Source organism: Kitasatospora aureofaciens, from assembly GCF_001188955.3.
GTDB classification, from domain to species: domain Bacteria; phylum Actinomycetota; class Actinomycetes; order Streptomycetales; family Streptomycetaceae; genus Kitasatospora; species Kitasatospora aureofaciens.
The window spans coordinates 234,803-259,454 of record NZ_JPRF03000087.1 but is presented as its reverse complement, the minus strand read 5'-3'; the positions used below and the strand labels follow the sequence as shown (position 1 = coordinate 259,454).

22 protein-coding genes are annotated in these 24,652 nt (G+C 73.4%); 8 read left to right on the top strand and 14 right to left on the bottom strand.

The window, feature by feature from the left end; genetic code table 11:
• The first annotated feature begins 89 nt into the window (after positions 1-89).
• Positions 90-1,274: an FAD-dependent monooxygenase gene (locus HS99_RS38390; protein WP_030557625.1), complete on the top strand. Its 1,185-nt coding sequence runs from the start codon at positions 90-92 to the stop codon at positions 1,272-1,274.
• Positions 1,275-1,431: 157 nt separating this feature from the next.
• Positions 1,432-2,088, top strand: a complete 657-nt coding sequence (locus tag HS99_RS38385) for a class I SAM-dependent methyltransferase (RefSeq protein WP_030285571.1) — start codon at positions 1,432-1,434, stop codon at positions 2,086-2,088.
• A gap of 54 nt (positions 2,089-2,142) precedes the next feature.
• Here HS99_RS38385 and HS99_RS38380 read toward each other — a convergent pair whose 3' ends face one another.
• On the bottom strand, positions 2,143-2,655 hold the full coding sequence (locus HS99_RS38380) for a MarR family winged helix-turn-helix transcriptional regulator (protein WP_030285569.1): 513 nt from the start codon (positions 2,653-2,655) through the stop codon (positions 2,143-2,145).
• Positions 2,656-2,785: 130 nt separating this feature from the next.
• Here HS99_RS38380 and HS99_RS38375 point away from each other — a divergent pair, with 130 nt between their 5' ends.
• A complete protein-coding gene (locus tag HS99_RS38375; RefSeq protein ID WP_046387482.1) occupies positions 2,786-3,724 on the top strand; it encodes an EamA family transporter in 939 nt (312 codons plus the stop codon).
• Positions 3,725-3,876: 152 nt separating this feature from the next.
• Here HS99_RS38375 and HS99_RS46015 read toward each other — a convergent pair whose 3' ends face one another.
• From HS99_RS46015 to HS99_RS38355, 4 genes are all read right to left on the bottom strand, one after another.
• Complete coding sequence (locus tag HS99_RS46015; protein WP_030285565.1) at positions 3,877-4,755, bottom strand: hypothetical protein; 879 nt, start codon at positions 4,753-4,755, stop codon at positions 3,877-3,879.
• A 95-nt stretch (positions 4,756-4,850) separates the two neighbouring features.
• Positions 4,851-5,885 (bottom strand): beta-propeller domain-containing protein, encoded by a 1,035-nt coding sequence (locus tag HS99_RS38365; protein ID WP_030557628.1) that lies wholly within the window; start codon positions 5,883-5,885, stop codon positions 4,851-4,853.
• Positions 5,882-7,228 (bottom strand): MFS transporter, encoded by a 1,347-nt coding sequence (locus tag HS99_RS38360; protein ID WP_046385426.1) that lies wholly within the window; start codon positions 7,226-7,228, stop codon positions 5,882-5,884. Before HS99_RS38360 ends, HS99_RS38365 begins: the two co-directional genes overlap by 4 nt.
• A 5-nt stretch (positions 7,229-7,233) precedes the next feature.
• Entirely contained in the window at positions 7,234-8,181 is a 948-nt protein-coding gene (locus HS99_RS38355) for an alkaline phosphatase family protein (protein ID WP_078867401.1), read from the bottom strand.
• 242 nt (positions 8,182-8,423) lie between these two features.
• On the opposite strand from HS99_RS38355, the gene HS99_RS38350 reads away from it, so the two are divergent.
• Together HS99_RS38350 and cobC are read left to right on the top strand one after the other, a co-directional pair.
• Positions 8,424-9,797, top strand: coding sequence for a cobalamin biosynthesis protein (locus HS99_RS38350; RefSeq protein WP_050366528.1), 1,374 nt, complete (start codon positions 8,424-8,426; stop codon positions 9,795-9,797).
• Entirely contained in the window at positions 9,794-10,840 is a 1,047-nt protein-coding gene (gene cobC / locus HS99_RS38345; RefSeq protein WP_030285553.1) for an Rv2231c family histidinol phosphate aminotransferase CobC, read from the top strand. Before HS99_RS38350 ends, cobC begins: the two co-directional genes overlap by 4 nt.
• Here cobC and HS99_RS38340 read toward each other — a convergent pair.
• From HS99_RS38340 to HS99_RS38315, 6 genes are all read right to left on the bottom strand, one after another.
• Positions 10,827-11,621, bottom strand: coding sequence for an MOSC domain-containing protein (locus HS99_RS38340; RefSeq protein ID WP_232543131.1), 795 nt, complete (start codon positions 11,619-11,621; stop codon positions 10,827-10,829). The genes cobC and HS99_RS38340 overlap by 14 nt on opposite strands.
• Positions 11,615-12,154, bottom strand: a complete 540-nt coding sequence (locus HS99_RS38335; RefSeq protein ID WP_030285543.1) for a hypothetical protein — start codon at positions 12,152-12,154, stop codon at positions 11,615-11,617. Before HS99_RS38335 ends, HS99_RS38340 begins: the two co-directional genes overlap by 7 nt.
• Before the next feature lie 523 nt (positions 12,155-12,677).
• Positions 12,678-13,700, bottom strand: a complete 1,023-nt coding sequence (gene glnII, locus HS99_RS38330) for a glutamine synthetase (protein WP_030285540.1) — start codon at positions 13,698-13,700, stop codon at positions 12,678-12,680.
• Between the two features lie 190 nt (positions 13,701-13,890).
• Positions 13,891-14,850 (bottom strand): SCO1860 family LAETG-anchored protein, encoded by a 960-nt coding sequence (locus HS99_RS38325; RefSeq protein ID WP_030598115.1) that lies wholly within the window; start codon positions 14,848-14,850, stop codon positions 13,891-13,893.
• A 166-nt stretch (positions 14,851-15,016) separates the two neighbouring features.
• Positions 15,017-15,694, bottom strand: coding sequence for a uracil-DNA glycosylase (locus tag HS99_RS38320; protein ID WP_030285533.1), 678 nt, complete (start codon positions 15,692-15,694; stop codon positions 15,017-15,019).
• Between the two features lie 60 nt (positions 15,695-15,754).
• Positions 15,755-16,846 (bottom strand): amidohydrolase family protein, encoded by a 1,092-nt coding sequence (locus HS99_RS38315; protein ID WP_030285530.1) that lies wholly within the window; start codon positions 16,844-16,846, stop codon positions 15,755-15,757.
• 97 nt (positions 16,847-16,943) lie between these two features.
• Here HS99_RS38315 and HS99_RS38310 point away from each other — a divergent pair, with 97 nt between their 5' ends.
• Positions 16,944-18,023: a pyridoxal-phosphate-dependent aminotransferase family protein gene (locus tag HS99_RS38310; protein WP_030557634.1), complete on the top strand. Its 1,080-nt coding sequence runs from the start codon at positions 16,944-16,946 to the stop codon at positions 18,021-18,023.
• Positions 18,024-18,079: 56 nt separating this feature from the next.
• Here the strand turns inward: HS99_RS38310 and HS99_RS38305 are convergent, their stop codons facing one another.
• Together HS99_RS38305 and HS99_RS38300 are read right to left on the bottom strand one after the other, a co-directional pair.
• Positions 18,080-19,720: an APC family permease gene (locus tag HS99_RS38305; RefSeq protein WP_078938865.1), complete on the bottom strand. Its 1,641-nt coding sequence runs from the start codon at positions 19,718-19,720 to the stop codon at positions 18,080-18,082.
• A 236-nt stretch (positions 19,721-19,956) separates the two neighbouring features.
• Positions 19,957-20,592 (bottom strand): hypothetical protein, encoded by a 636-nt coding sequence (locus HS99_RS38300; RefSeq protein ID WP_141763899.1) that lies wholly within the window; start codon positions 20,590-20,592, stop codon positions 19,957-19,959.
• A gap of 164 nt (positions 20,593-20,756) precedes the next feature.
• Here HS99_RS38300 and tmpA point away from each other — a divergent pair, with 164 nt between their 5' ends.
• A complete protein-coding gene (gene tmpA, locus HS99_RS38295) occupies positions 20,757-22,337 on the top strand; it encodes a 2-trimethylaminoethylphosphonate dioxygenase (protein ID WP_030598112.1) in 1,581 nt (526 codons plus the stop codon).
• A gap of 19 nt (positions 22,338-22,356) precedes the next feature.
• On the opposite strand, the gene HS99_RS38290 is transcribed toward tmpA, so the two are convergent.
• Positions 22,357-23,151, bottom strand: a complete 795-nt coding sequence (locus tag HS99_RS38290; RefSeq protein ID WP_078867398.1) for a GntR family transcriptional regulator — start codon at positions 23,149-23,151, stop codon at positions 22,357-22,359.
• Positions 23,152-23,479: 328 nt separating this feature from the next.
• On the opposite strand from HS99_RS38290, the gene HS99_RS38285 reads away from it, so the two are divergent.
• Positions 23,480-24,652, top strand: a complete 1,173-nt coding sequence (locus tag HS99_RS38285) for an ABC transporter substrate-binding protein (protein WP_030285518.1) — start codon at positions 23,480-23,482, stop codon at positions 24,650-24,652.

The window sequence follows — 24,652 nt, the reverse complement described above, 5'->3', positions numbered from 1 at the left end:
TTTACGGCTCACTACATGTGTAGTAGCGTGCCGACGCAGTGGCCACTACACCTGTAGTGCCTCGGATCGTGCGAGAAGAGGAGCCCCTCATGCCTCCCATCGGCCTGCACCGGGCGATCGTCATCGGCGGCGGCATCGGCGGCCTCACCGCCGCGCTCGCCCTCCACCGGCAGGGCATCCCCGTCACTGTGCACGAACGCGCCGCCTCACTGGAACCGGTCGGCGCCGGGCTCGCCCTGGCCCCCAACGCGCTGCGCGCCCTCGACCGGCTCGGCGTCGGCCCCCGGCTGCGCGCCCTGGCCGCCCCGCACCCCGCCATCGGTGTGCGCCACCCTTCCGGTCGGTGGCTCGCCCGCACCAGCACCGCGGCCCTCGAGGCGTACTTCGGCGACCCGGTAGCCGCCGTCGCCCGCGCCGAGGTCATCGCCGCCCTGGTCGACGCCCTCCCGGAGGGCACCGTCCGCACCGGCTCCCCCGCCACCGTCGTCGATCCCGGCGACGACCGGCAGCCCGCCGTCGTCCGCACCACCGACGGGGACCGGCCCGCCGCACTGGTCGTCGCCGCCGACGGCATCCGCTCCGCCACCCGCGGCCTGCTCTTCCCCGAACACCCCGGCCCCCGCTACAGCGGCTTCACCACCTGGCGCGTCATCGTCACCCCGGACCGCCGGCCCGCCACCGCCGGCGAGATCTGGGGCCCCGGCCGGCTCGTCGGAATCGTCCCGCTCGCCGACGGCCGGGTGTACCTCTACGCCGCGACACTCGCCCCGGCTGGCGCCCGGGCGGCCAGCGAACACGCCGAACTCCAGCGCCTCTTCGGCGACTGGTGCTCGCCCGTCCCCCAGCTGTTCGCTCTCGCCGACCCCGACCGGGTGCTCCGCAACGACATCTGGGACCTCTCCGACCCCCTGCCCGCCCACCACCACGGCCGCGTCGCCCTGCTCGGCGACGCCGCCCACGCCATGAGCCCCTTCCTCGGCCAGGGCGCCTGCCAGGCCATCGAGGACGCCGTCGTCCTCGCCTCCCTCCTCACCCCCACGGCCGACCCGGTCGCCGCCCTCCCCGCCTACACCGCCGCCCGTCTCCCCCGCACCACCGCCGTCGTCACCGCCTCCCGCCGCACCGGCGCCCTCATCGCCCTCCACACCCCCGCCGCCACCCTCCTGCGCACCACCGCCCTCACCCTCGCCGGCCTCCTCCCCACCCGCACCCTCCTCCGCCGCTCCGCCCCGATCTACGACTGGCAGCCGCCTGCGCCGGCCGGCCAGGGGTGAAGGAGTCGCCCCCCCGCAGGACGAACCGTGCCCGGGACGAGCACCCTTGCCCCCGCGCCGTGGCCTCACACGGCGATCGGAAAGGCCTTCGCCCCAACTACGCGGCCGGACCGGCAAGGTGACTCGGGTGTCGGTGGGGGTTGGGAGGATGGGCGGCATGGGTGATCCGAGTCGGGCCATTGCTGATTACTGGGACGCTGCCGCGCCGGGGTTCGATGACGAGCCCGATCACGGGCTGCGGGCGGCCGGGACGCGGGAGGCGTGGGGGCGGCGGGTGCGGGGGTGGCTGCCGGCCGGGGCGGTGGACGTGCTCGATGCCGGGTGCGGGACGGGCTCTTTGGCGGAGCTGGTCGCGGCGGACGGACACCGGGTGACCGGGGTGGATCTGGCGCCGCGGATGGTGGCGCGGGCAAGGGCGAAGCTGGCGGCGGCCGGTGCGGCGGGGCGCTTCGTGGTGGGGGACGCGGGCGCGCCCCCGGTGCGGGACGGCAGCTTCGACGTGCTGCTCTGCCGGCATGTGATCTGGACGCTGCCCGCCCCGGAGCGGGCCCTGCGCGCCTGGGTGCGGCTGCTGCGCCCGGGCGGGCGGCTGGTGCTGGTCGAGGGGCGCTGGCGCGAGGCGGGTGCGGGGGCGCAACCGTACGTCGCCGGGGCGGAGCGGCTGCCGTGGAACGGTGGCGTCGGGGCGGAGGAACTCGCCGCGGCGGTAAGGCCGTTGGTCGCGGAACTGCGGATCGAGCCGCTCAGCGGGGACGCCGCCCTGTGGGGCGGTCCGGTGGACGACGAGCGCTACGCGGTGGTCGCGGACCTGTAGCGGACGCGGCCGGGCCGGCCGTCGGCCGCGCGACCACCGCACTGTTGCGGCGGTTCAGTCGAAGAGGGACTCGGTGTCGCCATGGGCGATGAGGAGTTTGCGCAGCAGGGCGTCGAGCTGGGCTCGTTCGTCGGCGTCGAGGGCGGTGAGGATGCGCTCCTCGTTGCGGAGGTGGCCGGGCAGGGTGGCGTCGATGAGCGCCTTGCCGGCCGGGGTGAGGCGGACCAGGACGGCGCGGCGGTCGGTGGGGCAGGGATTGCGTTCGACCAGGCCCTTGGCGCAGAGCTTGTCCACGCGGTTGGTGATGGCGCCGGAGGTGACCATGGCGGACTTGAGCAGTGCGCGGGCGTTGAGTTCGTAGGGCTCGCCGGAGCGGCGCAGGGTGGCGAGGACGTCGAACTCGGAGGAGTCCAGGCCGCAGGCGAGGAAGTACTCGCGGAGGGCGCTGTCGACCCGCACGTTGAGCCGCCGGAGGCGGCCGATCAGAGCCATGGCCTCCAGGTCGAGGCCGGGGTCGACCCTCCGCCACTGCTCGGCGATGTCGTCGACGGTGTCGCGCTGCTGCATGACCGTGTCATCTCCCTCTCGTCGCGGCCGGTGCAGATATCTTAACATTCACATACTTGACGTTCACTGACCTCGGGCGTAGAAATATCTCAACGTTCAGATAATCAACGTTGAGGGGATCGGGATCATCATGGACCGCAAGCGCGCAGGGATCGCCGCCACCGCCGCACTGGCCCCGGCCGCCTGGGGCACCACCTACCTGGTCACCACCCAGCTGCTGCCCGAGGGCCGTCCGCTGCTGCTCGCCGCCCTGCGGGCGCTGCCGGCCGGGCTGCTCCTGCTGATGATCGGCCGCAAACTGCCCAGGGGGCGCTGGTGGGGGCGGGCGGCAGTGCTCGGGATGCTGAACATCGGGCTGTTCTTCCCGCTCACCTTCGTCGGCGCCTACCGCCTTCCCGGCGGTGTCGCGGCCACCATCGGGGCGATCCAGCCGCTGCTGGTCGCCGGGCTCTCGATCGGGGTGCTCCGCGTTCGGCCCGGACGCCGGGCACTGCTCGCCGGGCTGGTCGGGGTCGGCGGGGTGGCACTGCTGGTGCTCAAGAGCGGGGCCGAGCTGGACGGCCTCGGGATCGCGGCGATGGTCACCGCGATCGGCCTGATGGCCATGGGCACCGTCCTCACCCGGCGCTGGGGCCGCCCGGAGGGGGCCACCATGGTCGACCTCACCGCGTGGCAGCTGCTCGCCGGCTCGGTCTTCCTGGTCCCGCTCGCGGCGCTGGTCGAGGGCGCGCCGCCGGCGCTGAGCGCCTCCAACCTGGCGGGCTTCGCCTACCTCGGCCTGTTCAGCACCGCTGTCGGGTACGTCCTGTGGTTCCGCGGCATCGACCGCCTCGGCGCCGGGCCCGCGTCCTTCCTGGGACTGATCAACCCGGTGGTGGCCACCGTCGGCGGCCTGGTCGTGCTCGGCCAGACCCTGACTCCGTGGCAGGTGCTGGGCCTGGTGCTGGCGCTGGGCGCCATGCTCATCGGCCAGGCCCCGGCCCGCCGGGGTGCGGCGGCAAACCCGGCGCCCGCGACTCCGGCACCCGTCGCCCGGACCGAGGCGCTCCGGACGGCGGCCGCCCGCTGACGCTCCCCACCCCTTCTCAGCCCCGCCGGCCACCGCCGGCGGGGCTGAGGCGTCGTAGCGGAGGGCGTGGCGGTGGCGTGGGGGCCGGGACAGGCGACGCGGGGGTGGGGCGGTGGCGTGGGGGCGGCACGCAGGTGTCCTCCGGCGCCGCCTCAGCCCGTGGCGCGGATGTAGATGTCGGCGGCCCCCGGCAGGCCGCCCGGGATGGCGGCGACGTAGATCCGGCGGGCCGTCGGGGCGTGGGTGGGGACGGCGGACGGGGTCGCGGTGGGCGTCCAGGTCGGGGTGGGGCCCGGGGTGGGCGTCCGGGTCGGGGTGGCGCTGGGACTGGGCGCGCCGTCCCCGGGGGCGTCCTCCTCGGGCTCACCGTCCGCAGCCACGCCTCCCGCACCTCCCGCGCCTCCCATGCCTCCCGCGCCGTCCGGGTCGTCCTCGGTCGGCGTGGGTGTGGGCGTGGGTGTGGGTGTTGGCGTCGGCTCCGCCGCGATCGCCAGGGGCACGGCGGACGCCTGCGGGGAGCCCGGGGCCGCCGAGACCGCAGGCCCGCTCGGCCCCGAGGGGGCCGGGGCCGGCTCCTCCGGCAGCTCCGGGGCCTGCGCCGGCTCGTCGCCCCCGAGCGCGGCGGCGAGGTCCGGCGGCAGCGGCGCGGCGGGGCCGGGCTCGGGGAGGTCGTAGGTGCGCAGGAAGTCGTCGAGGCCCGGTTCCTTGCCGCCGCCGAGCCGGTAGTGCAGGTAGGCGATGGGCGCGCCGTCCGAGGTGCGGGTGTAGACGGCGCCGACCGGAACGTAGTAGCGGCCCGCGCCGGGGTGTTGGGAGGGGTGGAGGCCGGCCAGCCGCTCGGCGCGGTCGCGGTCGGTCTCCCGGCCGCCGACCCCGCCGACGGTGAGTGCGTTGACGCCGCGCACCACCAGGGCGGCGGCGACGGAGATGGACAGCACCAGGCTGACGGCGACGGTGCGCCGCAGGACCGGGCGGCCGTGCAGGGCCGGCCAGGAGTCGGTGACCATGCGCTCGGGTGGGATGCCGTCCACGGTGTCTCGCTCCCCGTTTCGATCAGGACGCCCGACCGGACCCTTCGGCCGGGGCGTCACACTCTGCTCGACGTGGGACGGTAGCGGAGAGTTCCTCAGCCCAGGTAGGCGGGGGCGACGGCAGCCTTGGTGACCAGCCGCGCGGCGCCGGAGCCGTCCGCCGGGACGGTCCACAGGTCGGCGCCGTAGTCCCCTGGCAGGGCGTAGAGCAGGGTGCCGTCGTCGGACCAGAGCGCCTGGTCGTCGATGTTGCGCTGCTCGGCGGTGGCGGTCTCCGCCCCGGTCGCGAGGTCGAGCACGTACAGCCGCCAGGGGGCGTCGGGGGACAGGCCGGGGACGCGCTTCTTGTAGGCGATGCGGGTGCCGTCCGGGGAGAGGGAGGGGCATTCGACGTTGTCGTGCAGGGTGGTGAGGGTGCGGGCGGCGAGGTCGCCGCGGACGAGGTGGGTCTGCCCCGAGGTCGCGAGGGTGGCGTAGAAGGTGTTGTCGTCGGCGAAGGTGACGCCCCAGATGTTGACGTCGTGCGCCTGGTACGGGCGACCGTCCTTGATGACGGCGAAGTCCTCCAGGTTCTCCCGCAGGTTCCAGTCGCGCACGTCCACGATCGAGGTGCGGGTGGAGAAGTTGGTGCCCGCGTAGGAGTCGCCGCTGACGAAGACCGTCCAGGCCGCGAGGTGCCCGGACGGGGAGACCCGGGCGCGGGTGGGGATGCCGGCGGCGGGGAAGGAGCGCCGTTGGTGCAGGTGGTCGTCGAGGACGACGGCGCGGTAGGTGTCCTCCAGCGCTCCGTGCTCCGCCTGGAGGCAGATGCCGGTGCCGGCGGCGGCGTGGAAGCGCAGGCACTGGGTGCCGGAGGCGGTGCGCGGGCCGTCGGGGTGGTCGGCGGGGACGGTGGTGATCTCGTCCCGGTGCGGGCCCCAGGCCATGTTGCGGAAGAGCAACTGGCGGCCGGCGGAGGGTGCTTGGAGGGAGACGTTCCCGGGCGTGACGGCCGGACCACCGGACTGGGGCTGGTCCCGGCGGGCGGTGCGGTCGGCCGCGTAGAGGACGGCTCCGGTGCCGACCGCGCCGAGCACCAGAACGGCGACCAGCAGCACGATCACCCTGGTGCGGTTGTTCTGCGGGTTCACGCACGCTCCTCGGCAGCATCGGCGGCAACGGTCGAGTCGGCGGCGACGGTCCCGGGCGAGCGCAGCACCACCGCCGCGCCGGCCACGCACAGCGCCAGCGCCCCCGCCGACCAGGCGAGCGCGGTCGGGCCGCCCAGGGCGCTCCACAGCGCGCCGAACAGCAGCGAGCAGGCGAACCGGGCCAGCGCCTGCCCGGTGCCGACCAGGGCGAGCCCGGCGCCGCGCTGCTCGGCGGGTACGGCGTCGGCCGCGGCGGCGGCGAGCACGCCGTCGGTGGCGGCGTAGAACGAGCCGTGCAGCACCAGCACGCAGAGCACGGCGGGCAGTCCGCGCAGCGGCGAGAGCAGCAGCCCGTACGCGAGCAGCAGGACCCCGTGCCCGAGCAGGAAGAGCCGGCGGCGCCCGACCCGGTCGGCGAGCGAACCGAGCGGGACGGCGAGCAGCAGGAAGGCGGCCGCGGTGCCGAGCGGCAGCAACGGGAACAGGTTGACGGACAGGCCGAGCCGGCGCTGGACCAGCAGGTAGAGGAAGGAGTCGCTGACGGTGGTGAGCCCGAGCAGCACGGCGCACCCGGTGAGCCGGCGCAGTCCGGGCAGGCGCAGCAGGGTGAGGCTGCCGCGCAGGGACGGAGCCGTATTCGACGGGTCGTCGCCTTCCTGCCGGGTGGGCACGAACAGCAGCAGGATCAGCACGCCCAGTGCGGCGACGCAGGCGCTGACCGTGAACACCGCGTCGTAGCCGTGCCGTTCGCCGCCGTCGGCGAGCATCGGCCCGCCGGCCAGGCGCAGCACCAGGAAGGCGGTGAGCGGGCCGAGCAGGGCGCCGGCCGTGTCCATCGCCCGGTGCACGCCGAACGCCCGTCCGCGGTGGGCGGGTTCGGTGGCCAGCGAGATCATCGCGTCCCGGGGCGCGGTGCGCAGGCCCTTGCCGGTGCGGTCGACGGCGATGACGGCACCGATCAGCGGCACGGTGTGGACGAACAGCAGCAGCGGCCGGCACAGCGCGGACAGTCCGTAGCCGACGGCCGCGACGGCCTTGTGGCGGGCGGCCCCGTCGCGGCCGCGGCGGTCGGCGAGGTGGCCGCCGACGAGCCGGACCAGGGCGCTGAAGCCGTTCTGGATGCCGTCGAGCAGGCCGAAGCCGAGCGGGGAGAGGCCGAGTCCGGTGAGCAGGTACAGCGGGAGCACGGCGTTGACCATCTCGGAGGAGACGTCGGTGACCATGCTGACGGTGCCGAGGGCGAGGACCGTCCCCGGCACGGCGCGCAGGGCGGCGCCCCGCCGCACCTGGCCGGCGGCCGGTGCGACGGGGGCCTTGGAGCTGCGGGAGTCCGCGACGTACACGGGCGTCAGTTCCAGATGCCGGTGATGTCGGAGGCGTTGGCGGAGTTGCCGGCGTGGGCGTTGACGCCGGCCAGGTCCTCCAGGGTGTGGAGCACGTCGTAGTGGTTGTAGGTGGTGGCGGTGGAGCTGCCGGGGGCGACGTGGGCGCCGTAGACCAGGGTCGGGATGCGGTTGCCGGCCAGGCGGTTGTCCTCGTCGAAGGTCACCACCAGCAGGCTGTTGTTGCTCCTGGCCCACTGGGCGTACGCGTCGAGGTTGCTCTGCAGCCAGGAGTCGCCGGTGCCCACCGAACAGTCGTGCATGTCGTCGCACAGGTCCGGGATGACGAAGGAGACCTTGGGCAGGGTGGTGAAGTCGGTCGGGAACTCGTCCATGCCGTAGGCACTGGAGGTGGGCACGTTGCCGAAGCCGAACCACGGGTTGTGCTTCTGCGCGTAGTTGCCGCTGCTGCAGTCGGTGGCGCCGACGGCGGGCAGGCCCTCGTTGTAGCTGGCCCAGGTCTGGTTGGCGGCGAGCAGCTCGGAGGCCAGGTTGGGCTGCTGCAGCGCGCCGACGTCCACGCAGCTGTCGTCCGTGACGCCCTGGGCGCTGCCGGAGAACAGCATGTAGTAGTTGGGCTGGCTGGGGTGGGTGAGCGCGTACGACTGGGTCAGCGTCGCGCCGCCGGCGGCCAGGGTGCGGTTGATGTACGGCGCCTTCGAGCTGCCGATGACCTGCGAGTACGCGTGGTTCTCCAGCATGACGACGACGACGTGGTCGGGCGAGGGCAGAGCGGCGGCGGTGTCGGCGGCCGCGCTGCCGCCCGCGGCCCACAGGCCGAGCGAGCCGGCGACCAGGCCGAGGCCGGTGGCGAGGGCGGTGATCGGGCGGAGCCTGCGGCGACGGGCGGGGCGCGGACCGGCGCTAGTGGTGGGGGCGGGGGTGCCGGGGGTGCGGAGTCGTGCGAAGGCCATGGGGTCCTCCGGGTGTCGGGGCTTCCGGGGCGGGAGCGCCGAGAACAGTAGGATCGCGGCGGTGTCGTGTACCGCACAAGACAGGTGAAGAACAGAAGAACAGCTGCGGGGCGGTCCCGGTACGGAGCACCCGGCGTCCGCGTCCGATGTCACACCCGCCGCGATTGACCCGTTTCGACCGCGCGTGGTGGGATCACGGGGGCCCGTCAGCGTAGGGCCGGGGACGGCAAGGAGTGCGGTACGTGATCGGACTGGTCGCCATCTACGGGCCGGGCCGCCCGCTGGCCGACGAACTGCAAGCGCTCTGGCCGGAGAGCAGCCACGCCTACCGGGCCTCGCGCGGCAACTGCTTCCAGGCGCCGGAGGCGATGCAATTCGCCCTCAGCCGACACCGGCAGGTGATCGCCGTCGGCTCGCTCGCCGTCGTCGTCGGGCTGTTGGCCGACGAGCGCGTCGACGTCCCGCGCGGCGCGGAAGTGCTCTGCGTGGACCCGGGGCGGCGCTGGGTGATCCCGCTGACCCACACCGACTCGGCCGAGGAACTGGCCCGCGAGGTGGCGGCCGCCCTCGGGGTCACCCCGGTGTTCACCGGCCCGCCGGCCGCCCCCGCGAACCCGCTGGACGTCCTGACCCCGCACGCCGTGCGCTACTACCGGGCCGGTGCCACCGCGACCGCCGAGGCGGCGGCGGCCGGACGCCCCGTCCGACTGGTCACCGAGGTGCCGTACCCGCTGCCCGCGCTGCCCCCGAACGTCCGGACGGACGCGCCCGAGGACGCCCCCGTCCTGCGGGTCTCCGATCAGGAGGACCCGGACGGCAGCGACCTCCTGGTCGTCCCGCGCACATTGGTCGTCGGCATCGGCGCGGGCAGCGGCACCGAGTCGGCCGAGGCCATGCAGTTGCTGATGGCCGTGCTCAAGGAGACCGGGTACCTGCGCTCGGCCATCGCCAGGGTGGCCACCCTGGCGGGCAAGGCGGACCACCCGGCGGTGCGCTGGGCGGCGCGCTGCCTGAACGTGCCGGTGGACGAGCACCCGGCGGAGGAGCTGGCGCGGTACACGGTGCCCAACCCTTCCGAGGCCGTCGGCACAGCAGTCGGCACCGCGAGCGTGGCCGAGGCGGCGGCGCTGGCCAGCGCGAACGGCGGCCACCTCGTGGTCGCCAAGCGGAAGTCCGCGACGGCCACGGTGGCGATCGCCCGGGCCGCGGTGCGCGGGCGGCTGGCGCTGGTCGGCCTCGGGCCGGGGGCGCACGACCTGCTGGTGCCGCGCGCGCTGGCGGAACTGCGGCGCGCCTCGGTGGTGGTGGGCCGGCCGGAGGCGGTCGAGGCGGTGGCTGAGCTGCTCCGGCCGGGGACCCGGCAGGTCGCGGTGCCGGAGCCCGGGACGGTACTGAACACCCGCGGAGTGCCGCTGGACTGGGCCGGAGTGGCGACGGACGGAACCGGACAGGTCGTCGACCACGTCGGGGCGGCCGTCACCCTGGCCGCGCACGGGCACGCCGTCGCCCTGGTCGCGCTCGGCGACGGCTCGGGGCTCACCGTGCCGCCCGGCGCCTACGAGATCCTGCGGGTTCCCGGGCTGCCCGCTCTGCCTGTTGACGGAGACCCCGCATGACCGCCCACGAGCCCGACCTGCGCCACCACGGCGACGCCGAGGTGCGGGCGGGCGGACGCGGCCTGGTCGACCTCGCCGTCAACGTCCGCACCGGCACGCCGCCGACCTGGCTGCGCGAACGCCTGGCCGCCACCCTCGGCGACCTCGCCGCCTACCCCGACCAGGGCGCCGCCCGCGCCGCGGTGGCCGCCCGGCACGGGCGCCCGGTCGAGGAGGTGCTGCTCACCTCGGGGGCGGCGGAGGCCTTCGTCCTGCTCGCGCGAGTTCTGACTGCACGTCACATCGTCGTGGTGCACCCGCAGTTCACCGAACCGGAGGCCGCGCTGCGGGATGCCGGGCACCGGGTTCACCGGGTGCTGCTCTCCCCCGAGGACGGCTTCCGACTGGGCGCCGTACCCGAGGAGGCGGATTTGGTCGTCCTCGGCAACCCGACCAACCCGACCTCCGTCCTGCACCCCGCCGAGGCCGTCGCCGCGCTCGCCCGGCCCGGACGCACCCTGGTGGTGGACGAGGCGTTCATGGACACCGTGCCGGGCGAACGGGAGTCCCTCGCCCCGCTCCGGGACCTGCCCGGCCGGGTCGTCGTGCTGCGGAGCCTCACCAAGACCTGGGGCCTGGCCGGGCTGCGGATCGGCTACGTGCTCGGACCGGCGCCGCTGATCGCCGCCCTCGGCGCCGCACAGCCGCTCTGGCCGGTCTCCACCCCGGCCCTGGTCGCCGCCGAGGTGTGCAGCGGCCCGCCGGCACTGGCCGAGGCGGAGCAGGCGGCCGCCGAACTGGCCCTTCGGCGAGCGTACTTGGTGAAGTGCCTGGCCGCCTTCCCGGCGCTGCGGGTGTACGGCGAACCGGCCGCCTCCTTCGTCCTGGTCCGGCTGCCGGGCGCGGCCGCCGTCCGCGAGCGACTGCGCGAGCACGGCTTCGCGGTCCGGCGTGGGGACACCTTCCCCGGCCTCGGCGAGGACTGGCTGCGGATCGCCGTACGGGACGAGGAGACCACCGACCGCTTCCTCAACGCCCTGGAAGCGGTGCTCAGTTCAACCTGACCTCGGCACCCGGCTCGACCCTGCCCGGTGCCAGGACCTGCGCGTACACCCCCGCGCAGGGCAGCGCCGGCATCCCCTCCAGCGGGACCAGCCGGTTGCGCTCGGCCGGCACCCGCAGCGCCTCCGCCCGGCGGGGCAGCGACCCGTGCCCCAGGGTGGGGACGGCGCAGCGCGGGGTGGGTGCCACGATGCGCAGCCGCAGCGTCTCCCCCACCGCCAACTCCCGCCCCACCCAGGCGTTCTCGACGAACCCCTCGCCCTCGGTGCGGAGCACCAGGTTCGGCCGGTAACGCTCGGCCTCGACGCCGACGGCGCGCAGCGTGGCCTCGGTGATCAGGTGCACCGGGGCGAAGTCGAAGAAGCCGCCCTCCGGCGCGGCACGACCCAACTCGCTGACCGTCACCGCGACTTCGGCCTCGATTCCGCGCGCCAGCACCTCCTCGGGCACCGCCCGCTCGACCGTCGCGCCGGGCGGCCGTTCGGCGATCAGGGCGAGCTTGCGGCCGAGCGCCTCGGACAGCTCCGCCTCGTCCGCGGCGCGCCCGTCCGGGCCGGTGATCGCCACCCGGCCGTCCGCGGTGGCCGCCGCCGAGTACTTCAGCAGGCCCGCCCACAGCCGGGGGTGCTTCGCGCTGGCCACCCGCCCGGTCGCCAGGTCCAACAGCGCCCGCTCACGGTCCCCGGCCACCCCGCGCCCGGTCACCTCCGCCGCCGAAAGCTCCTCCCCCAGCAGCGACTTCACCGGGTAGCGGCGCAACCGCTCCACCTGACCGATCAGCACGGAGCCTCCTCCGCCCACTCCCGCAGCGCCGCGAAGTGCAGCTCGTGCAGCCCCGCCCGGGGGTCGACCCACAGCGGCAGCGCCTCGCCCGGGTGGTTCGCCGCGATCCACTCGATGTCCTGCGGCCCCAACTCGTCGTCCAGCCACACGAAGGGCCGCCCGTCCGCCCAGGCGACCACGTCCCTGGTCTTCCAGTGCAGCCCGTCCGGATCGCTGCCGAACAGCTCCGTCCAGGCGATGTACGGCAGTTCGGGCAGGCCCAGATTCGGCCCGATCAGCGCGTTCGCCTCCGCCATCCAGGTCGTCGCCCACACCAGCTCGTACGGCAGCGCCAGCAGCTCCACCCCGTGCGCCGGGTTCAGCCACACCCGCAGCGGCTTCGCCTCCCCCTCCGCCCGCCGCGCCTGCCGCTCCGCCCACCACGCGGGCATCAGCTCGTGGCTCCGGTACCCGGCCGGCCGCCGGAGCCTCGGCGCGGCATAGGGATTGAGCGGTCCGTCCACGTCGAGCAGGAGCAGCGGCTGTCTGGTCATGCCGTGAATTGTCCGGTGGCCGAACGGGATTGACCAGCGATTTGCACTCATGACACCAGGCGCTTCGGCTTTGCCGAACAAGGGATCGAACAGGCGAAATCATTCCCTGTACGACGGATGAGCTGGGGGGCGCTGTTGTCGGACTACCGAGTGTCGACAAACCAACTCGTACTGACGTCCAGGGGATACAGCCAACTGCGCCACCGGGTCGAGGAGATCGCCACCGGCCTGATGGGCGATCTGAGCGGGTCGGCAGGCATGGCGGGCAACGACGCGGGCGGCCGCGCGTTTGCGGCCGCCTACGAGGCTGCCGCAGCCGAAACGTTCGACAAGATCGCGTTCGCCGCGTTCGTGATGGCCGAGTCCGCCACGAACCTGATGAAGACCGCCTTCAACTACCTCGCGGCCGAGGACCAGCACTCACCGATCATCTCGCCGAGGTCGAGGCCGAGGAGTGAGCGAACGCCCGCAGGCCCTCCCCCGGTGGGGGAGGGCCTGCGGGCTCACGTACCTCAGGGGCGGATCAGACCTGGCCGGCCTTCTCCAGGGCCTCGCAGCAGGTGTTGATCAGGAGGCGGGTGACGACGTAGGGGTCGACGTTGGCGTTCGGGCGGCGGTCCTCGATGTAGCCCTTCTGCTCCACCTCGACCTGCCACGGGATGCGGACCGAGGCGCCGCGGTTGGAGACGCCGTAGCTGTAGACGTTCCACGGGGCGGTCTCGTGCTTGCCGGTCAGGCGGGACTCGATGTCGGCGCCGTACTGGGTGACGTGCTCCAGCACCTTCTCCTGGGAGGCGCCGAGCGACTCGCAGGCGGTGATGATGGCGTCGTAGCCCTCGCGCATCGCCTTGGTGGAGAAGTTGGTGTGCGCACCCGCGCCGTTCCAGTCGCCACGGGCCGGCTTGGCGTCCAGGGTGGCGTCGATGCCGAACTCCTCGGCGGTGCGGTAGAGCAGGTAGCGGGCGATCCACAGGTCGTCCGAGACGGTCAGCGCGTCGACCGGGCCGATCTGGAACTCCCACTGGCCGGGCATGACCTCGGCGTTGATGCCGCAGATCGCCAGGCCGGCGTCGATGCAGCGGTCGAGGTGCAGCTCGACGATCTCGCGGCCGAAGACCTCCTCGGCGCCGACGCCGCAGTAGTAGCCGCCCTGCGGGGCCGGGAAGCCACCCTCCGGGAAGCCGAGCGGGCGGGAGCCCTTGAAGAAGGTGTACTCCTGCTCGATGCCGAAGATCGACTCCTGAGCGGTGTACTTCTCCTCGACCTCGCGCAGCAGGGCGCGGGTGTTGGACTCGTGCGGGGTACCGTTCGTCTCCAGGACCTCGCAGAGGACCAGGATGTTGTCACCGCCGCGGATCGGGTCCTTGACGACCTTCACCGGCTCCAGCACGCGGTCCGAGGCGTGGCCCTCGGCCTGGTTGGTCGAGGAACCGTCGAAGCCCCAGGTGGGGATCTTGTCGGCGTTCGGCAGGACGCGAGTCTTGGAGCGGAGCTTCGCGGTCGGCTTGGTGCCGTCGATCCAGATGTACTCGGCCTTGATTGCCACGACTGGGTCCCTCGCATTGCTGGGTGGGGGTGGGTGCCCGCGTAGCGTCGCAAGCCGCCGTTTCCCGGTTGTTCCTCTCGTGTAACGCGCATGTGAACCAACCGTCCGCGTTGGCACGGTTACGGTGCGGGAGTGCCGGGCGTGGCACCCCGCACCGCTCCGGGTGGCCGGGAGCGGCCCGCGGGAGCGCTCAGGGCCGACGGGCGTGCGCGGCCCGGCGGCGCCGGGTGGCCCACAGGGCGGCCGCGCCGCCCGCGACCAGGGCGGCGGCCCCGGCGGCCAGCGGGCCGGTAGCGCTGCTGCCGCCGGTGCTGGCGAGCGTCTCGGGCTTCCCGCCCTTCCCGGGCTTCTCCACCGCCGCCTGCGGCACCGCGGCCGGCGAGGTGGTGGTGTCGGCGACCGGCTGGGCGCTGGGCGCCGCGCTCGGGGTGTCCGTGGGCGCGGGGGCGCCGGGCTTCTCGCAGCTCACCGACGCGACGGTGACCGTGCCGGTGACCTTGGCGACGTTCAGGTTCAGCGGGTTCACCTCCACCTGCACCTCCAGGGCCGAGGCGGCGGCGGTGGTCGTGGTGGTGGTCTTCCTGGAGAACTCCACCGACACGCTGCCGACCAGCGGCACGTCCACCTTGGTCGGGCCGTACAGCCCGACGGTGACGGGCTTGCCCAGCACGGTCAGCTTTGCGGGCGCGACCACGTTCGCGGTCGGTTGCCCGTCGACCGGGCAGGTGACCTCGGCGCTCATCGCCTCCAGGCCGAGCAGCGCGGTGGTGGGCAGGCCGGGGGCGTGTACGTCGGCGTTGACCAGCTTGACGGAGGCGGCGGTGCCCTTGGCGTCGGAGCGGGTGACGGACTTGCCGACGTCGGCCTTGACCAGTTCGACCGGGCCGCGCTGGTCGACGCCGTCGACCTTGGCGGTGAGGACGGAACCGTCGCGCTGCGCGGGTGTCTCCACCTTGTTGAGCGCGATGTCCACCGGGACGTCCACGGCGTTGTTCAACAGCTTGACGTCCAGGGCGACTTCGGCGGTGACGGCGCGCGCCTTGCCCGGTGAGGAGGCCCCCGGCGCAGGAGCCGCCTGGACGGGCGCGGCGGTGAGCAGCGTGCACGCCACCGTGGCGGCGGCGGCAGAAACGATTCGACGAGAAGACAAGGCGATACCTCAAGGCAGATGAAACGATGAGCCGCCAGTCTTCTCGAACGATCCGTCACATGAGCACCACAGAACGTCGTTTCACCCGTTGGAGTGAGATTGACGTTCCGCACCGACCCGGATCTGCTACGGGCCGGCGCGGCGCCGCCCGGACGCGTCAACTCCCCTACGGCAGCCGCCAGTCCACCGGCTGCGCGCCCTGTCGCACCAGCAGCTCGTTCGCCCGGCTGAACGGACGCGAGCCGAAGAAGCCGCTACTGGCCGAGTACGGGCTCGGGTGCGCCGACTCGATCGCCGGGACGTCCCCGAGCAGCGGCCGGAGGTTACGGGCGTCGCGGCCCCAGAGGATCGCCACCAGCGGGCCGCCGCGCGCCACCAGCGCCCGGATCGCCTGTTCGGTGACCTCCTCCCAGCCCTTGCCCCGGTGCGCGGCGGGCTTGCGCGGGGCGGTGGTCAGCGCCCGGTTGAGCAGCAGCACGCCCTGGTTCGTCCACGGGGTGAGGTCACCGTTGGAGGGCTGCGGCAGGCCGAGGTCGTTGCCGTACTCCTGGAAGATGTTGATCAGGCTCGCCGGGATCGGTCGCACCTCCGGCCCCACCGAGAAGCTGAGCCCGACGGCGTGGCCGGGGGTCGGGTACGGATCCTGCCCGACGATCAGCACCCGCACGTCGGCCAGGGGCTGCTGGAAGGCCCGCAGCACGTTCGGCCCGGAGGGCAGGTAGGTACGACCGGCGGCGATCTCGGCGCGCAGGAAGTCGCCCATCGCGGCGACCCGGCCGGCGACGGGCTCCAGGGCGGCGGCCCAACCGGGCTCGACGATCTCATTCAGTGGACGCGGTGCCATGGGCGTCACCCTATCGGCCGATACCGACAGGGCGTCACCGCGAACGATCACCGCGCGGGGTCACCCCACCGGCCGCCCCCGCAGCACCACCAGCAGCGGGTCCGCGAGCACCCGCACGTCCGCCCGCGGGTCCTCCGCGTACACCACGAAGTCGGCCGGCGCGCCCTCCTCCAGCCCCGGCCGCCCGAGCCACGCCCGTGCTCCCCAACTCGCCGCCGACAGCGCCTCGGCCGGGCTCAGCCCCGCCTTCACCAGCTCCGCCACCTCGTCCGCGACCAGCCCGTGCGCCAGCGAGCCGCCCGCGTCCGTGCCGACGAACACCGGGATGCCCGCGTCGTGCGCGGCGCCGACGGTGTCGTAGCGGCGCTCGTGCAGCCGCCGCATGTGCGCCGACCAGGCCGGGAACTTGGCCTCCCCGCCGGCCGCCAACGCCGGGAAGGTGGCGATGTTGACCAGCGTCGGGACGATGGCCACCCCGCGCTCGGCGAAGGCCGGGATCAACTCCTCGGTCAGCCCGGTGGCGTGCTCGACGCAGTCGATCCCGGCCGTCAGCAGGTCCGGCAGCGACTCGGCCGCGAAGCAGTGCGCGGTGACCCGCGCCCCCTCCTCGTGCGCCGCCGCGATCGCCTCGGCCAGTGCGTCGCCGGGCCAGCAGGCGGCGAGGTCGCCGCGCTCCCGGTCGATCCAGTCGCCGACCAGCTTCACCCAGCCGTCGCCTCGCCGGGCCTCGGCCCGCACGTACGCGGCGAGGTCGCCGGGCTCGATCTCGTGGGCGTAGTTGCGGATGTAGCGGCGGGTGCGGGCGATGTGCCGCCCGGCCCGGATGATCCGGGGCAGGTCCTCGCGCTCGTCGATCCAGCGAGTGTCGGCGGCCGAACCGGCGTCGCGGATCAGCAGGGTGCCGGCGTCACGGTCGGTGAGCGCCTGCTTCTCGCTGGTCTCCGCGTCCACGGCACCGTGCGCGTCCAGTCCGACGTGGCAGTGCGCGTCCACCAGGCCGGGCAGTACCCAGCCGGTCACCGTCCGGACGTCTTCGACGGTCGGCGGGCGGGTGAAGCTCACCCGGCCGTCCACCACCCAGAGTTCGTCCCGGACCTCCTCCGGACCGACCAGCACCCGACCCCGGACGTGCAGCACCGCGCCATCACTCATGGCCGCACTCTACCGACGGGCGGGTTCCGTGTAAGCAGTCAGAATGCGGCAGACTCGTTGCCGCACCCGTCGTCCCCGCTGCGAAAGGCCGCATGCCGTGAGCCACTTCCTCGACCTCCCCCCGCTCAGCGCCGCCGGGTTCGCGGCGATCGAGGACCAGGTGGCCGCGCTGCTGCACACCGAAGCCGACGTCATCGTCACCCAGGGTGAGGCCCTGCTCCCGCTGGAGGCCGCGATCCGCGGCGCCGCCCACCCCGGCTCCACCGCACTCAACATCGTCACCGGCCCGTACGGGCAGACCTTCGGCAACTGGCTGCGCTCCTGCGGGGCCACGGTCGTCGACCTCGCCGTGCCGTTCGACAGCGCGGTGAGCGCTCAGCAGGTCGCCGAGGCGCTCGAGAGCCACCCCGAGATCGACTTCGTCTCCCTGGTGCACGCCGAGGCCGCCACCGGCAACACCAACCCGGTCGCCGAGATCGCCGCCGCGGTCCGCGAGCACGGCGCCCTGCTGATGCTCGACGCGGTCGCCTCGGTCGCCGCCGAGCCGCTGCTCACCGACGAGTGGGGCATCGACCTGTGCGTGATCGGCGGCCAGAAGGCGATGGGCGGCCCGGCCGGGGTCTCCGCCGTCTCCGTCTCCGGGCGCGCCTGGGAGCGGATCGCCGCCAACCCGGCCGCCCCGCGCCGCTCCTACCTCTCGCTGCTCGACTGGAAGGAGCGCTGGACGGACGCCGGGCGCACCGTACTCCCGCACGCCCCGGCCCAGTTGGAGATGCTCGCGCTCGGCGCCTGCCTGGACCGGATCGCCGCCGACGGCCTGCCGACCGTGATCGCCCGCCACCGCGCCGCCTCCGCCGCCACCCGGGCCGGCGTGCGCGCGCTCGGCACGCTGACCCCGTTCGTCCGCGAGGACGCCCACGCGGCCCCGGTCGCCACCACCGTGCGCACCCCGGCCGGCCTGCACGCCGCCGAACTCGCCGCCACCCTCGACCCCGCGCTGCCGATCCAGCCCGGCGGCGGTGCGCTGGCCGCGGAGATGCTGCGGGTCAACCACTACGGCCAGGCGTCCGGGCTGGACACCGTCCGCGCCTGCCTCACCGCGCTCGCCGACGCCACGGAGGCCGACGGCGCGAAGGCCCTGGCGGCCGCCGAGGCGGCCTGGGACGCGACTGTCTGACACAAGCGAGCGGCCCCCGGTTCGGACGAACCGGGGGCCGCCGCAGACCGGGAAGGTCAGTGTCCGCCCGCGTCCACCACCTCGACGCCGCGGATGTTCCGCTCGATGTCCTCCGCCGGCAGGGCGACGGACAGCGCCCAGTAGTAGACGACCAGCGAGAACACCACCACCACCCCGATGTCCCACCACAGCGGCAGGTTCCCCTGCGCGCCCACGCCGAAGCTGCCCTGCCAGGAGACGATCCCCATCCCGATGAGGTAGACGGGCAGCCACTGCCCCGCCCTGAAGTCCATCCGCGGCGCGTTCGGCACCCCCTTCGAGGCGGCGTACGCGGAGTACCCGCCGAGCAGCAGGTACCCGATCACGATCGCCAGCCCGAGGCGCCACAGGGTGTCCCAGCCCGCCCAGTAGATGACCAGGCTCGCCACCACGAAGGCGATCGGCGAGACGACCGTGCCACCCGGCAGGTTGTACGAGCGCTCCATCCCCGGCAACCGCTTGCGCAGCACCCCGAAGGCCAGCGGCGCGCCCGCGTACATCAGCACGACGGCCGAGGTGATGAAGCCGACCAGCCGCTGCCAGCTCGGGAACGGCAGGAAGCAGATCACCCCGGCGATCCAGGCGATGAGCAGCCCGAGCCAGGGCACCGAGTTGCGGTCGGTGTACTGGAGGGCCCGCGGCGCGTAGCCGTTGCGGCTGAGGCCGTAGGTGACCCGCGAGCTGGAGGTGATGTAGACCAGCCCGGTGCCGGCCGGTGAGACCACCGCGTCGATGAACAGGATCGTGGCCAGCCAGCCCAGGCCGATCAGCGTCGCGAGGCCCGCGAACGGGCCGCTGACGCCGGGGTAGGTGAGCTTGGTCCAGCCGCCCGCGACGGTCTCCGGCGGCAGCGCGCCGATGAACACCACCTGGAGCATCACGTAGATGATCGTGCCGATCACCACCGAGCCGATCACCGCCCGGGGAATGTCCTTGCGGGGGTTGCGACTCTCCCCCGCCCACTGGATGGCCTGCTCGAACCCGAGCAGCGCGAAGATCACCCCGCTGCTGCTGATCGCCGCCAGCACGCCCTTGGCGCCGTCCGGCGCGAACCCGTGCACGGTGAAGTTGGAGCCGTTGAACCCGGTGATCCCGAGCGCGAAGATCGTCAGGACCGGGATCGCGACCTTCCAGACGGTGGCGGCGCTGTTGGTGTGGGCGAGCAGTCGGACACCGAGGAAGTTGATCGCGACGAACACACCCATCAGCACGGCGGCGACCACGAATCCCGTCGCGGTCAGCGTCAGGTCCTTGTTCAGGAAGCCGTCCGCCCAGGACCAGTGCTGGGCGTAGTTGATCATCGCCTGCACCTCGATCGGCGCGATGGTCGCCGCCTGCAGCCAGGTGAACCAGCCGAACGACATCCCGGCGAAGCCACCGAAGGCGTAGTGGGGGTAGCGCGCGGTGCCGCCCGCGACCGGGAACAGCCCGCCCAGCTCCGCGTGGACCAGCGCCAGCAGGACGATCGCCACCGCACCGATGCCCCAGGAGAGCAGGGCGGCGGGCCCGGCCGCCACCGCCGCCTTCTGCGCCCCGAACAGCCAGCCGGACCCGATGATCGCCCCGACCGACGCCCAGAGCAGCCCGGCGAGGCCGACCTCACGCTTCAGCCCGCCGTGCCCCGCGGGGGGCGATGAGGTGGTATCGGATTGGCCCACGGCACAGCCGCCTCTCGCATCGGGGGGAGGGAGTCCACCCCGACAGTGCCGCAGCCCGGGCTGGTCCCTTCACCCCGAAACACCCTCCGAGCTGCGCCCTCACCCGAACGGTGGCAGCGGCTCACGGCATGTGGGCCCGCCCCAGAATGCCCGGAACGGGGCCGCCCGGCGGGGGCGACGTCGGCCGGGACGCCGGTGACGGCGGTCGGTGTCGGCGGTCTGCTCGTGCTCGGCCATCAGGCCCGCACCTCGGCGAGGTGGCGGAACTTGCGGGCGTCGTTAGCCAGGTCGTCCGTGTCGAGCGTGACGTCGTCGCCGTGCTCTCCGTAGACGGCCCACATGCTGCCGTCGGCCCAGACGCAGAAGGCCATGTCCTGGGGCTTCCCCGCCTTCTTCATGCCGCTGGTGTGGCCGCACTTCATGACGCCGCCGCGTTCACCCGGGTCGACGGTGCGCACGCTCTCGACGTGCAAGCCGGTGGTCGACTCGGTGATCACCGTGTCGACCGTGGCCGAGGGCGAGACGATGGGCAGCTCGCGGACGGTGACGGCGACGGTGCGCGACCTGTCCGAGGTCTGGTAACCGGTGACCTTCACGCCCCTGGCGACCGTCGACGCCTTGGGGATCTGCCCTGCGGGGAGGCGCGGCAGCCCCAGGAACTCCTCCGGCGGGTTGTAGCGGTACGCGCCGAGGCTGGCCGTGTCGTGGGCGAAGGCAAGCGCGAGGGCGATGAAGGCGGCGAACCCGAAGGCGCCCAGGGTCAGCCAGAGCCGCTGGCGTGAGCCCGGCGATGGGGCCACGGTCGGGACGGGGGCGACGGGGGTCATGTCCACCAGGACGTCGACGTCCTGGTGTTGATCTTGATCGGGCACTGGCATATCCGAGCAGGTCGAAGCCGTCGGCGCAAGGGATTTGACGGCGGTCCCGACGGACCGTTCCCCGGACGTTCATCCGACCGGCACGCGGAACTCACCGGGGAGCGGCAAGCTCCTCGAGAGGTGAAGTTGGCTGTACAACTCAGCCCAGGAGGAGACCCATGACCCAGCAACCGCCGCCCTACTGGCTGCGCGACAACTGCCCGTGCGGCGAGTGCCGGGACCCGCGCAACGGGCAGAAGCTGTTCCAGATCAGCGATCTGCCGCCGGACCTCGCCATCGCCGCGAGCAAGGAGCTCGACGGCAACCTGGAAGTCCTCTGGTCCGACGGCCACCGCTCCCGCTACCCGCTCACCTGGCTGCACGACACGGACGAGGCGGGCGACGGCCGCACCGAGCAGGGCAAGCGGCTCTGGACGGCCGCCGACTTCGCGCGCGGCATCCCCGGGGCCGACTGGGAGGCGTACCTGACCGACCCCGCCGAGCAGGCCGCCGTCCTCGCCGCCGTACGGCGCAGCGGCTTCGCGCTGCTGCGCGGGGTGCCGACGGTGGAGCGCCAGGTGCTGCGGGTGGCCGAGAGCTTCGGCTACGTCCGGGTCACCAACTACGGCGAGCTGTTCGACGTCCGGATCGAGCCCGACCCGAACAACCTCGCCTTCACGAACAGGGCCATCACCCCGCACACCGACAACCCCTACCGGGACCCGGTCCCCACCCTCCAACTGCTGCACTGCCTGGAGAACTCGGCGACCGGCGGCGACTCCGGCCTGGTGGACGGCTTCAAGGCGGCCGCGGCCCTCCGCGACGAAGCCCCCGAGGACTTCGAGACCCTCACCCGCACTCCCGTCCCCTTCGTCTTCCGGGACCGCCGCACCGAACTGCGCGCCGACCGCCCGCTGATCGACGTGGACCCGCTCGGCCGGATCCGCGAGGTCCGCTTCAACAACCGCTCGCTCGGCACCCTCCGAGCGGACGACGTGGAGGCCTTCTACGCCGCCTACCGCCGCTTCGCCGCGATCACCCTGCGCCCCGAGCTCCGGCTCACCTTCCGCCTGGGCCCCGGCGACTGCCTGGTCTTCGACAACACCCGCCTGCTGCACGCCCGTACCGCCTTCCAGCAGGACGGCCGGCGCCATCTCCAGGGCTGCTACGCCGACCTGGACGCCCTGCACAGCACCCTCGCCGTCCTGCACCGCCGCACCGCCGCCCTGGACGAGCTGGCCGAGCTGTTCACGGGCGAGGGAGCCGGGGAGTACCTGGGCGAGGCGGTCACCATGGCCGAGCACATGCTGCAGGCCGCCGCCGCTGCCGAGGCCGCCGGGGCTCCCGACCACCTCATCGCCGCCGCACTGCTGCACGACGTCGGACACTTCCAAGGGGCCGTGCGCGGGCGCGACTTGATGCAGGGACAGGACAACCATCACAGCGACAGCGGCGCCGACTGGCTGGCCCGCTGGTTCGGCCCGGAGGTCACCGAGCCGGTGCGGCTGCACGTGGCCGCCAAGCGCTACCTGTGCGCCGCCGAGCCCGGCTACCGCGCCGAGCTGTCCGCCGCCTCCAAGTACACCCTCACCGTCCAGGGCGGCCCGATGGACGACCGCGAGGCGGCCGACTTCGCCCGACTCCCGGGCGCCGTCGACGCGATGGCCGTCCGCCGCTGGGACGAGCAGGCCAAGACGGCCGGCGCGAAGACGCCGGACTTCGAGCACTACCGCCCGCTGCTCGCGGCACTGATGAAGTGACCGAACAACGCCCGGGAGCTCAGTCCAGCTCCCGGGCGTGCCGCGAAAGCGCCGAAGTCGCCAGCGAGTTGTGCACGCTGAACGCCACCGTCCCGGGCAGGTAGCGGTCCTGCGACCACTCCACCGGCGTGCCGGTCGGGTCGGTCGTGCGGCGCCGCTCGCGCAGCAGTGGGCCGCCGCGGCGGCAGCCGAGCAGCCGGGCGTCCTCGGCGTTGGCCGCGACGATGTCGATGGTGTGGTCGGCGTCGGTGAACAGGATGCCGTGCTCGCGCAGCACCTCGGTGTGGGAGACGACGTCCGGCGGCAGCTCGGCGACGATCTCGCCGACCCGCGGCGGGTAGATGGTCCGCTCGACCATCACCGGTGTGCCGGACAGGGTCCGCAGCCGGACCGTCACGTACACCTCGGCGCCCGGCTCCAGGCGCAGTTGGTCGCGTTCGGCGGCGTCGGCCGGGCGGCGCACCAGTGAGTCCAGGATGCCGCCGGGCTCCTCGCCCATCGAGTACGCCCAGTGGGTGAAGCTGAGCAGTTCGGAGAAGCTCTGCACCCGGGCGCCGCCGAGCACCACCCTCCGGGTGCCCCGGCGGGAGGTGACCAGCCCGTCGGAGCGCAGCACGGCGAGGGCCTGGCGGACGGTGCCGCGGGAGACCCCGTACTGCTCGGCGAGGGCGCCTTCGGCGGGCAGCCGGCCCGCCTCGCCGTACGCGCCGGTGGTGATGGCCTCGCGCAGGTCGGCGGCGACCTTGCGGTACAGGGCGCCGGTCGCACGCTCGCCGGTCGCACGTTCGACGGGGCGCCCGGACTCTACTGCCACGTCAGTCAATGTCCCTCCTGGGGCGGTGTCCAGCGCAGCCGTGCCGGCGCGGACAGCCCGACCCTATCCCGCTGCGCGGTTCGAGCATCGCATCGAACGGATCACGCTCCGATGGCCGGATTCCACCGTTCCCGCAGCCGACCCCGGTTCTGGGCCGTCCGTTCACCTTCCCGTCACCGGACTTCGGGTTACTTACCCCCGTCAGCGAAGTTGGCTAGTCAACTCGGACGGTTCCGAACTCTCCTCGGACGGCTCCGGACCGCGCCACCCGGCTGATCCCCCGTTCAAGACACCCGCTTGCAGTTCCCCCGTCTCAGGAGACTGACCCGTGTCCCTGCACCGCGCCCGCTCCGCCGCCTTCGCGGCCGTTCTGACCGCCGCCGCGCTGTCCCTCACCGCCTGCGGTTCCGCCGGCTCCTCCTCCGCGAAGGCCGGCAGCAACGACCTCGCGGGCGGCAAGAGCGCCAAGACCGCCACCTCGGTCGCCGACTTCGGCGGCATGGACGCGCTGGTCGCCGCCGCCAAGAAGGAGGGCAAGCTGCACGTCATCACGCTGCCCCGCGACTGGGCGAACTACGGCAAGCTGATGGACGACTTCAAGGCGAAGTACGGCATCGACATCGAGGACGAGAACCCGGACGGCTCCAGCCAGGACGAGATCAACGCGATCACCTCCCGTAAGGGCCAGGACCGCGCCCCCGACGTCGTCGACCTCGGCTCGGCCTTCGCGATCAGCGCCGGCAAGCAGGGCCTGCTCGCCCCGTACAAGGTGACCGACTTCGACAAGATCCCGGCCACCATGAAGGACGCCAACGGCCTGAGCTACAACGACTACGGCGGCTACATGTCGATCGGCTGCGACGCCAAGAAGGTGTCCGCCTGCCCGAAGACCTTCGCCGACCTGCTCAAGCCCGACTACAAGGGCATGGTCGCCCTGAACGGCAACCCGACCAAGGCCGGTGCCGCCTTCGGCGCCGTCTACGCGGCCGCGCTCGCCAACGGCGGCTCGCTGGACAACATCCAGCCCGGCATCGACTTCTTCGGCAAGGTCAAGCAGGCCGGCAACTTCAACCCGGTCGAGGTCACCCCGGCGACCATCGAGAAGGGCGAGACCCCGATCAGCATCGACTGGTCGTACCTGAACGCCGGCTACAGCGACAAGTTCAAGGACAAGGGCATCGACTGGCAGGTGTCCATCCCCTCGGACGGCTCCTACGCCCAGTACTACAACCAGGCGATCAACAAGGACGCCCCGCACCCGGCCGCCGCGCGCCTGTGGGAGGAGTACCTCTACAGCGCCCAGGGGCAGAACGGCTTCCTCGGCGGCTACGCCACCCCCGCCCTGTTCGACGCCATGAAGACCGCCGGCACCCTGGACGCGACCGCCGCCGCCAAGCTGCCGACCGTCGAGAAGCCCTTCACCACCTTCCCGACCCAGGACCAGACGGACGCGGCCAAGAAGGTCGTGACCGAGAACTGGGCCAAGGCGATCGCGGGCTGA

What these genes read in the sequence shown, in the direction of transcription:
- HS99_RS38385 (WP_030285571.1), top strand. Translation starts at nt 1,432, where the DNA reads ATGGGTGATCCGAGTCGGGCCATTGCTGATTACTGGGACGCTGCCGCG.
- HS99_RS38375 (WP_046387482.1), top strand. Translation starts at nt 2,786, where the DNA reads ATGGACCGCAAGCGCGCAGGGATCGCCGCCACCGCCGCACTGGCCCCG.
- HS99_RS38320 (WP_030285533.1), bottom strand. Translation starts at nt 15,694, where the DNA reads ATGGCACCGCGTCCACTGAATGAGATCGTCGAGCCCGGTTGGGCCGCC.
- HS99_RS38335 (WP_030285543.1), bottom strand. Translation starts at nt 12,154, where the DNA reads ATGACCAGACAGCCGCTGCTCCTGCTCGACGTGGACGGACCGCTCAAT.
- tmpA (WP_030598112.1), top strand. Translation starts at nt 20,757, where the DNA reads ATGACCCAGCAACCGCCGCCCTACTGGCTGCGCGACAACTGCCCGTGC.
- HS99_RS38355 (WP_078867401.1), bottom strand. Translation starts at nt 8,181, where the DNA reads ATGGCCTTCGCACGACTCCGCACCCCCGGCACCCCCGCCCCCACCACT.
- cobC (WP_030285553.1), top strand. Translation starts at nt 9,794, where the DNA reads ATGACCGCCCACGAGCCCGACCTGCGCCACCACGGCGACGCCGAGGTG.
- HS99_RS38390 (WP_030557625.1), top strand. Translation starts at nt 90, where the DNA reads ATGCCTCCCATCGGCCTGCACCGGGCGATCGTCATCGGCGGCGGCATC.
- HS99_RS38315 (WP_030285530.1), bottom strand. Translation starts at nt 16,846, where the DNA reads ATGAGTGATGGCGCGGTGCTGCACGTCCGGGGTCGGGTGCTGGTCGGT.
- HS99_RS38380 (WP_030285569.1), bottom strand. Translation starts at nt 2,655, where the DNA reads ATGCAGCAGCGCGACACCGTCGACGACATCGCCGAGCAGTGGCGGAGG.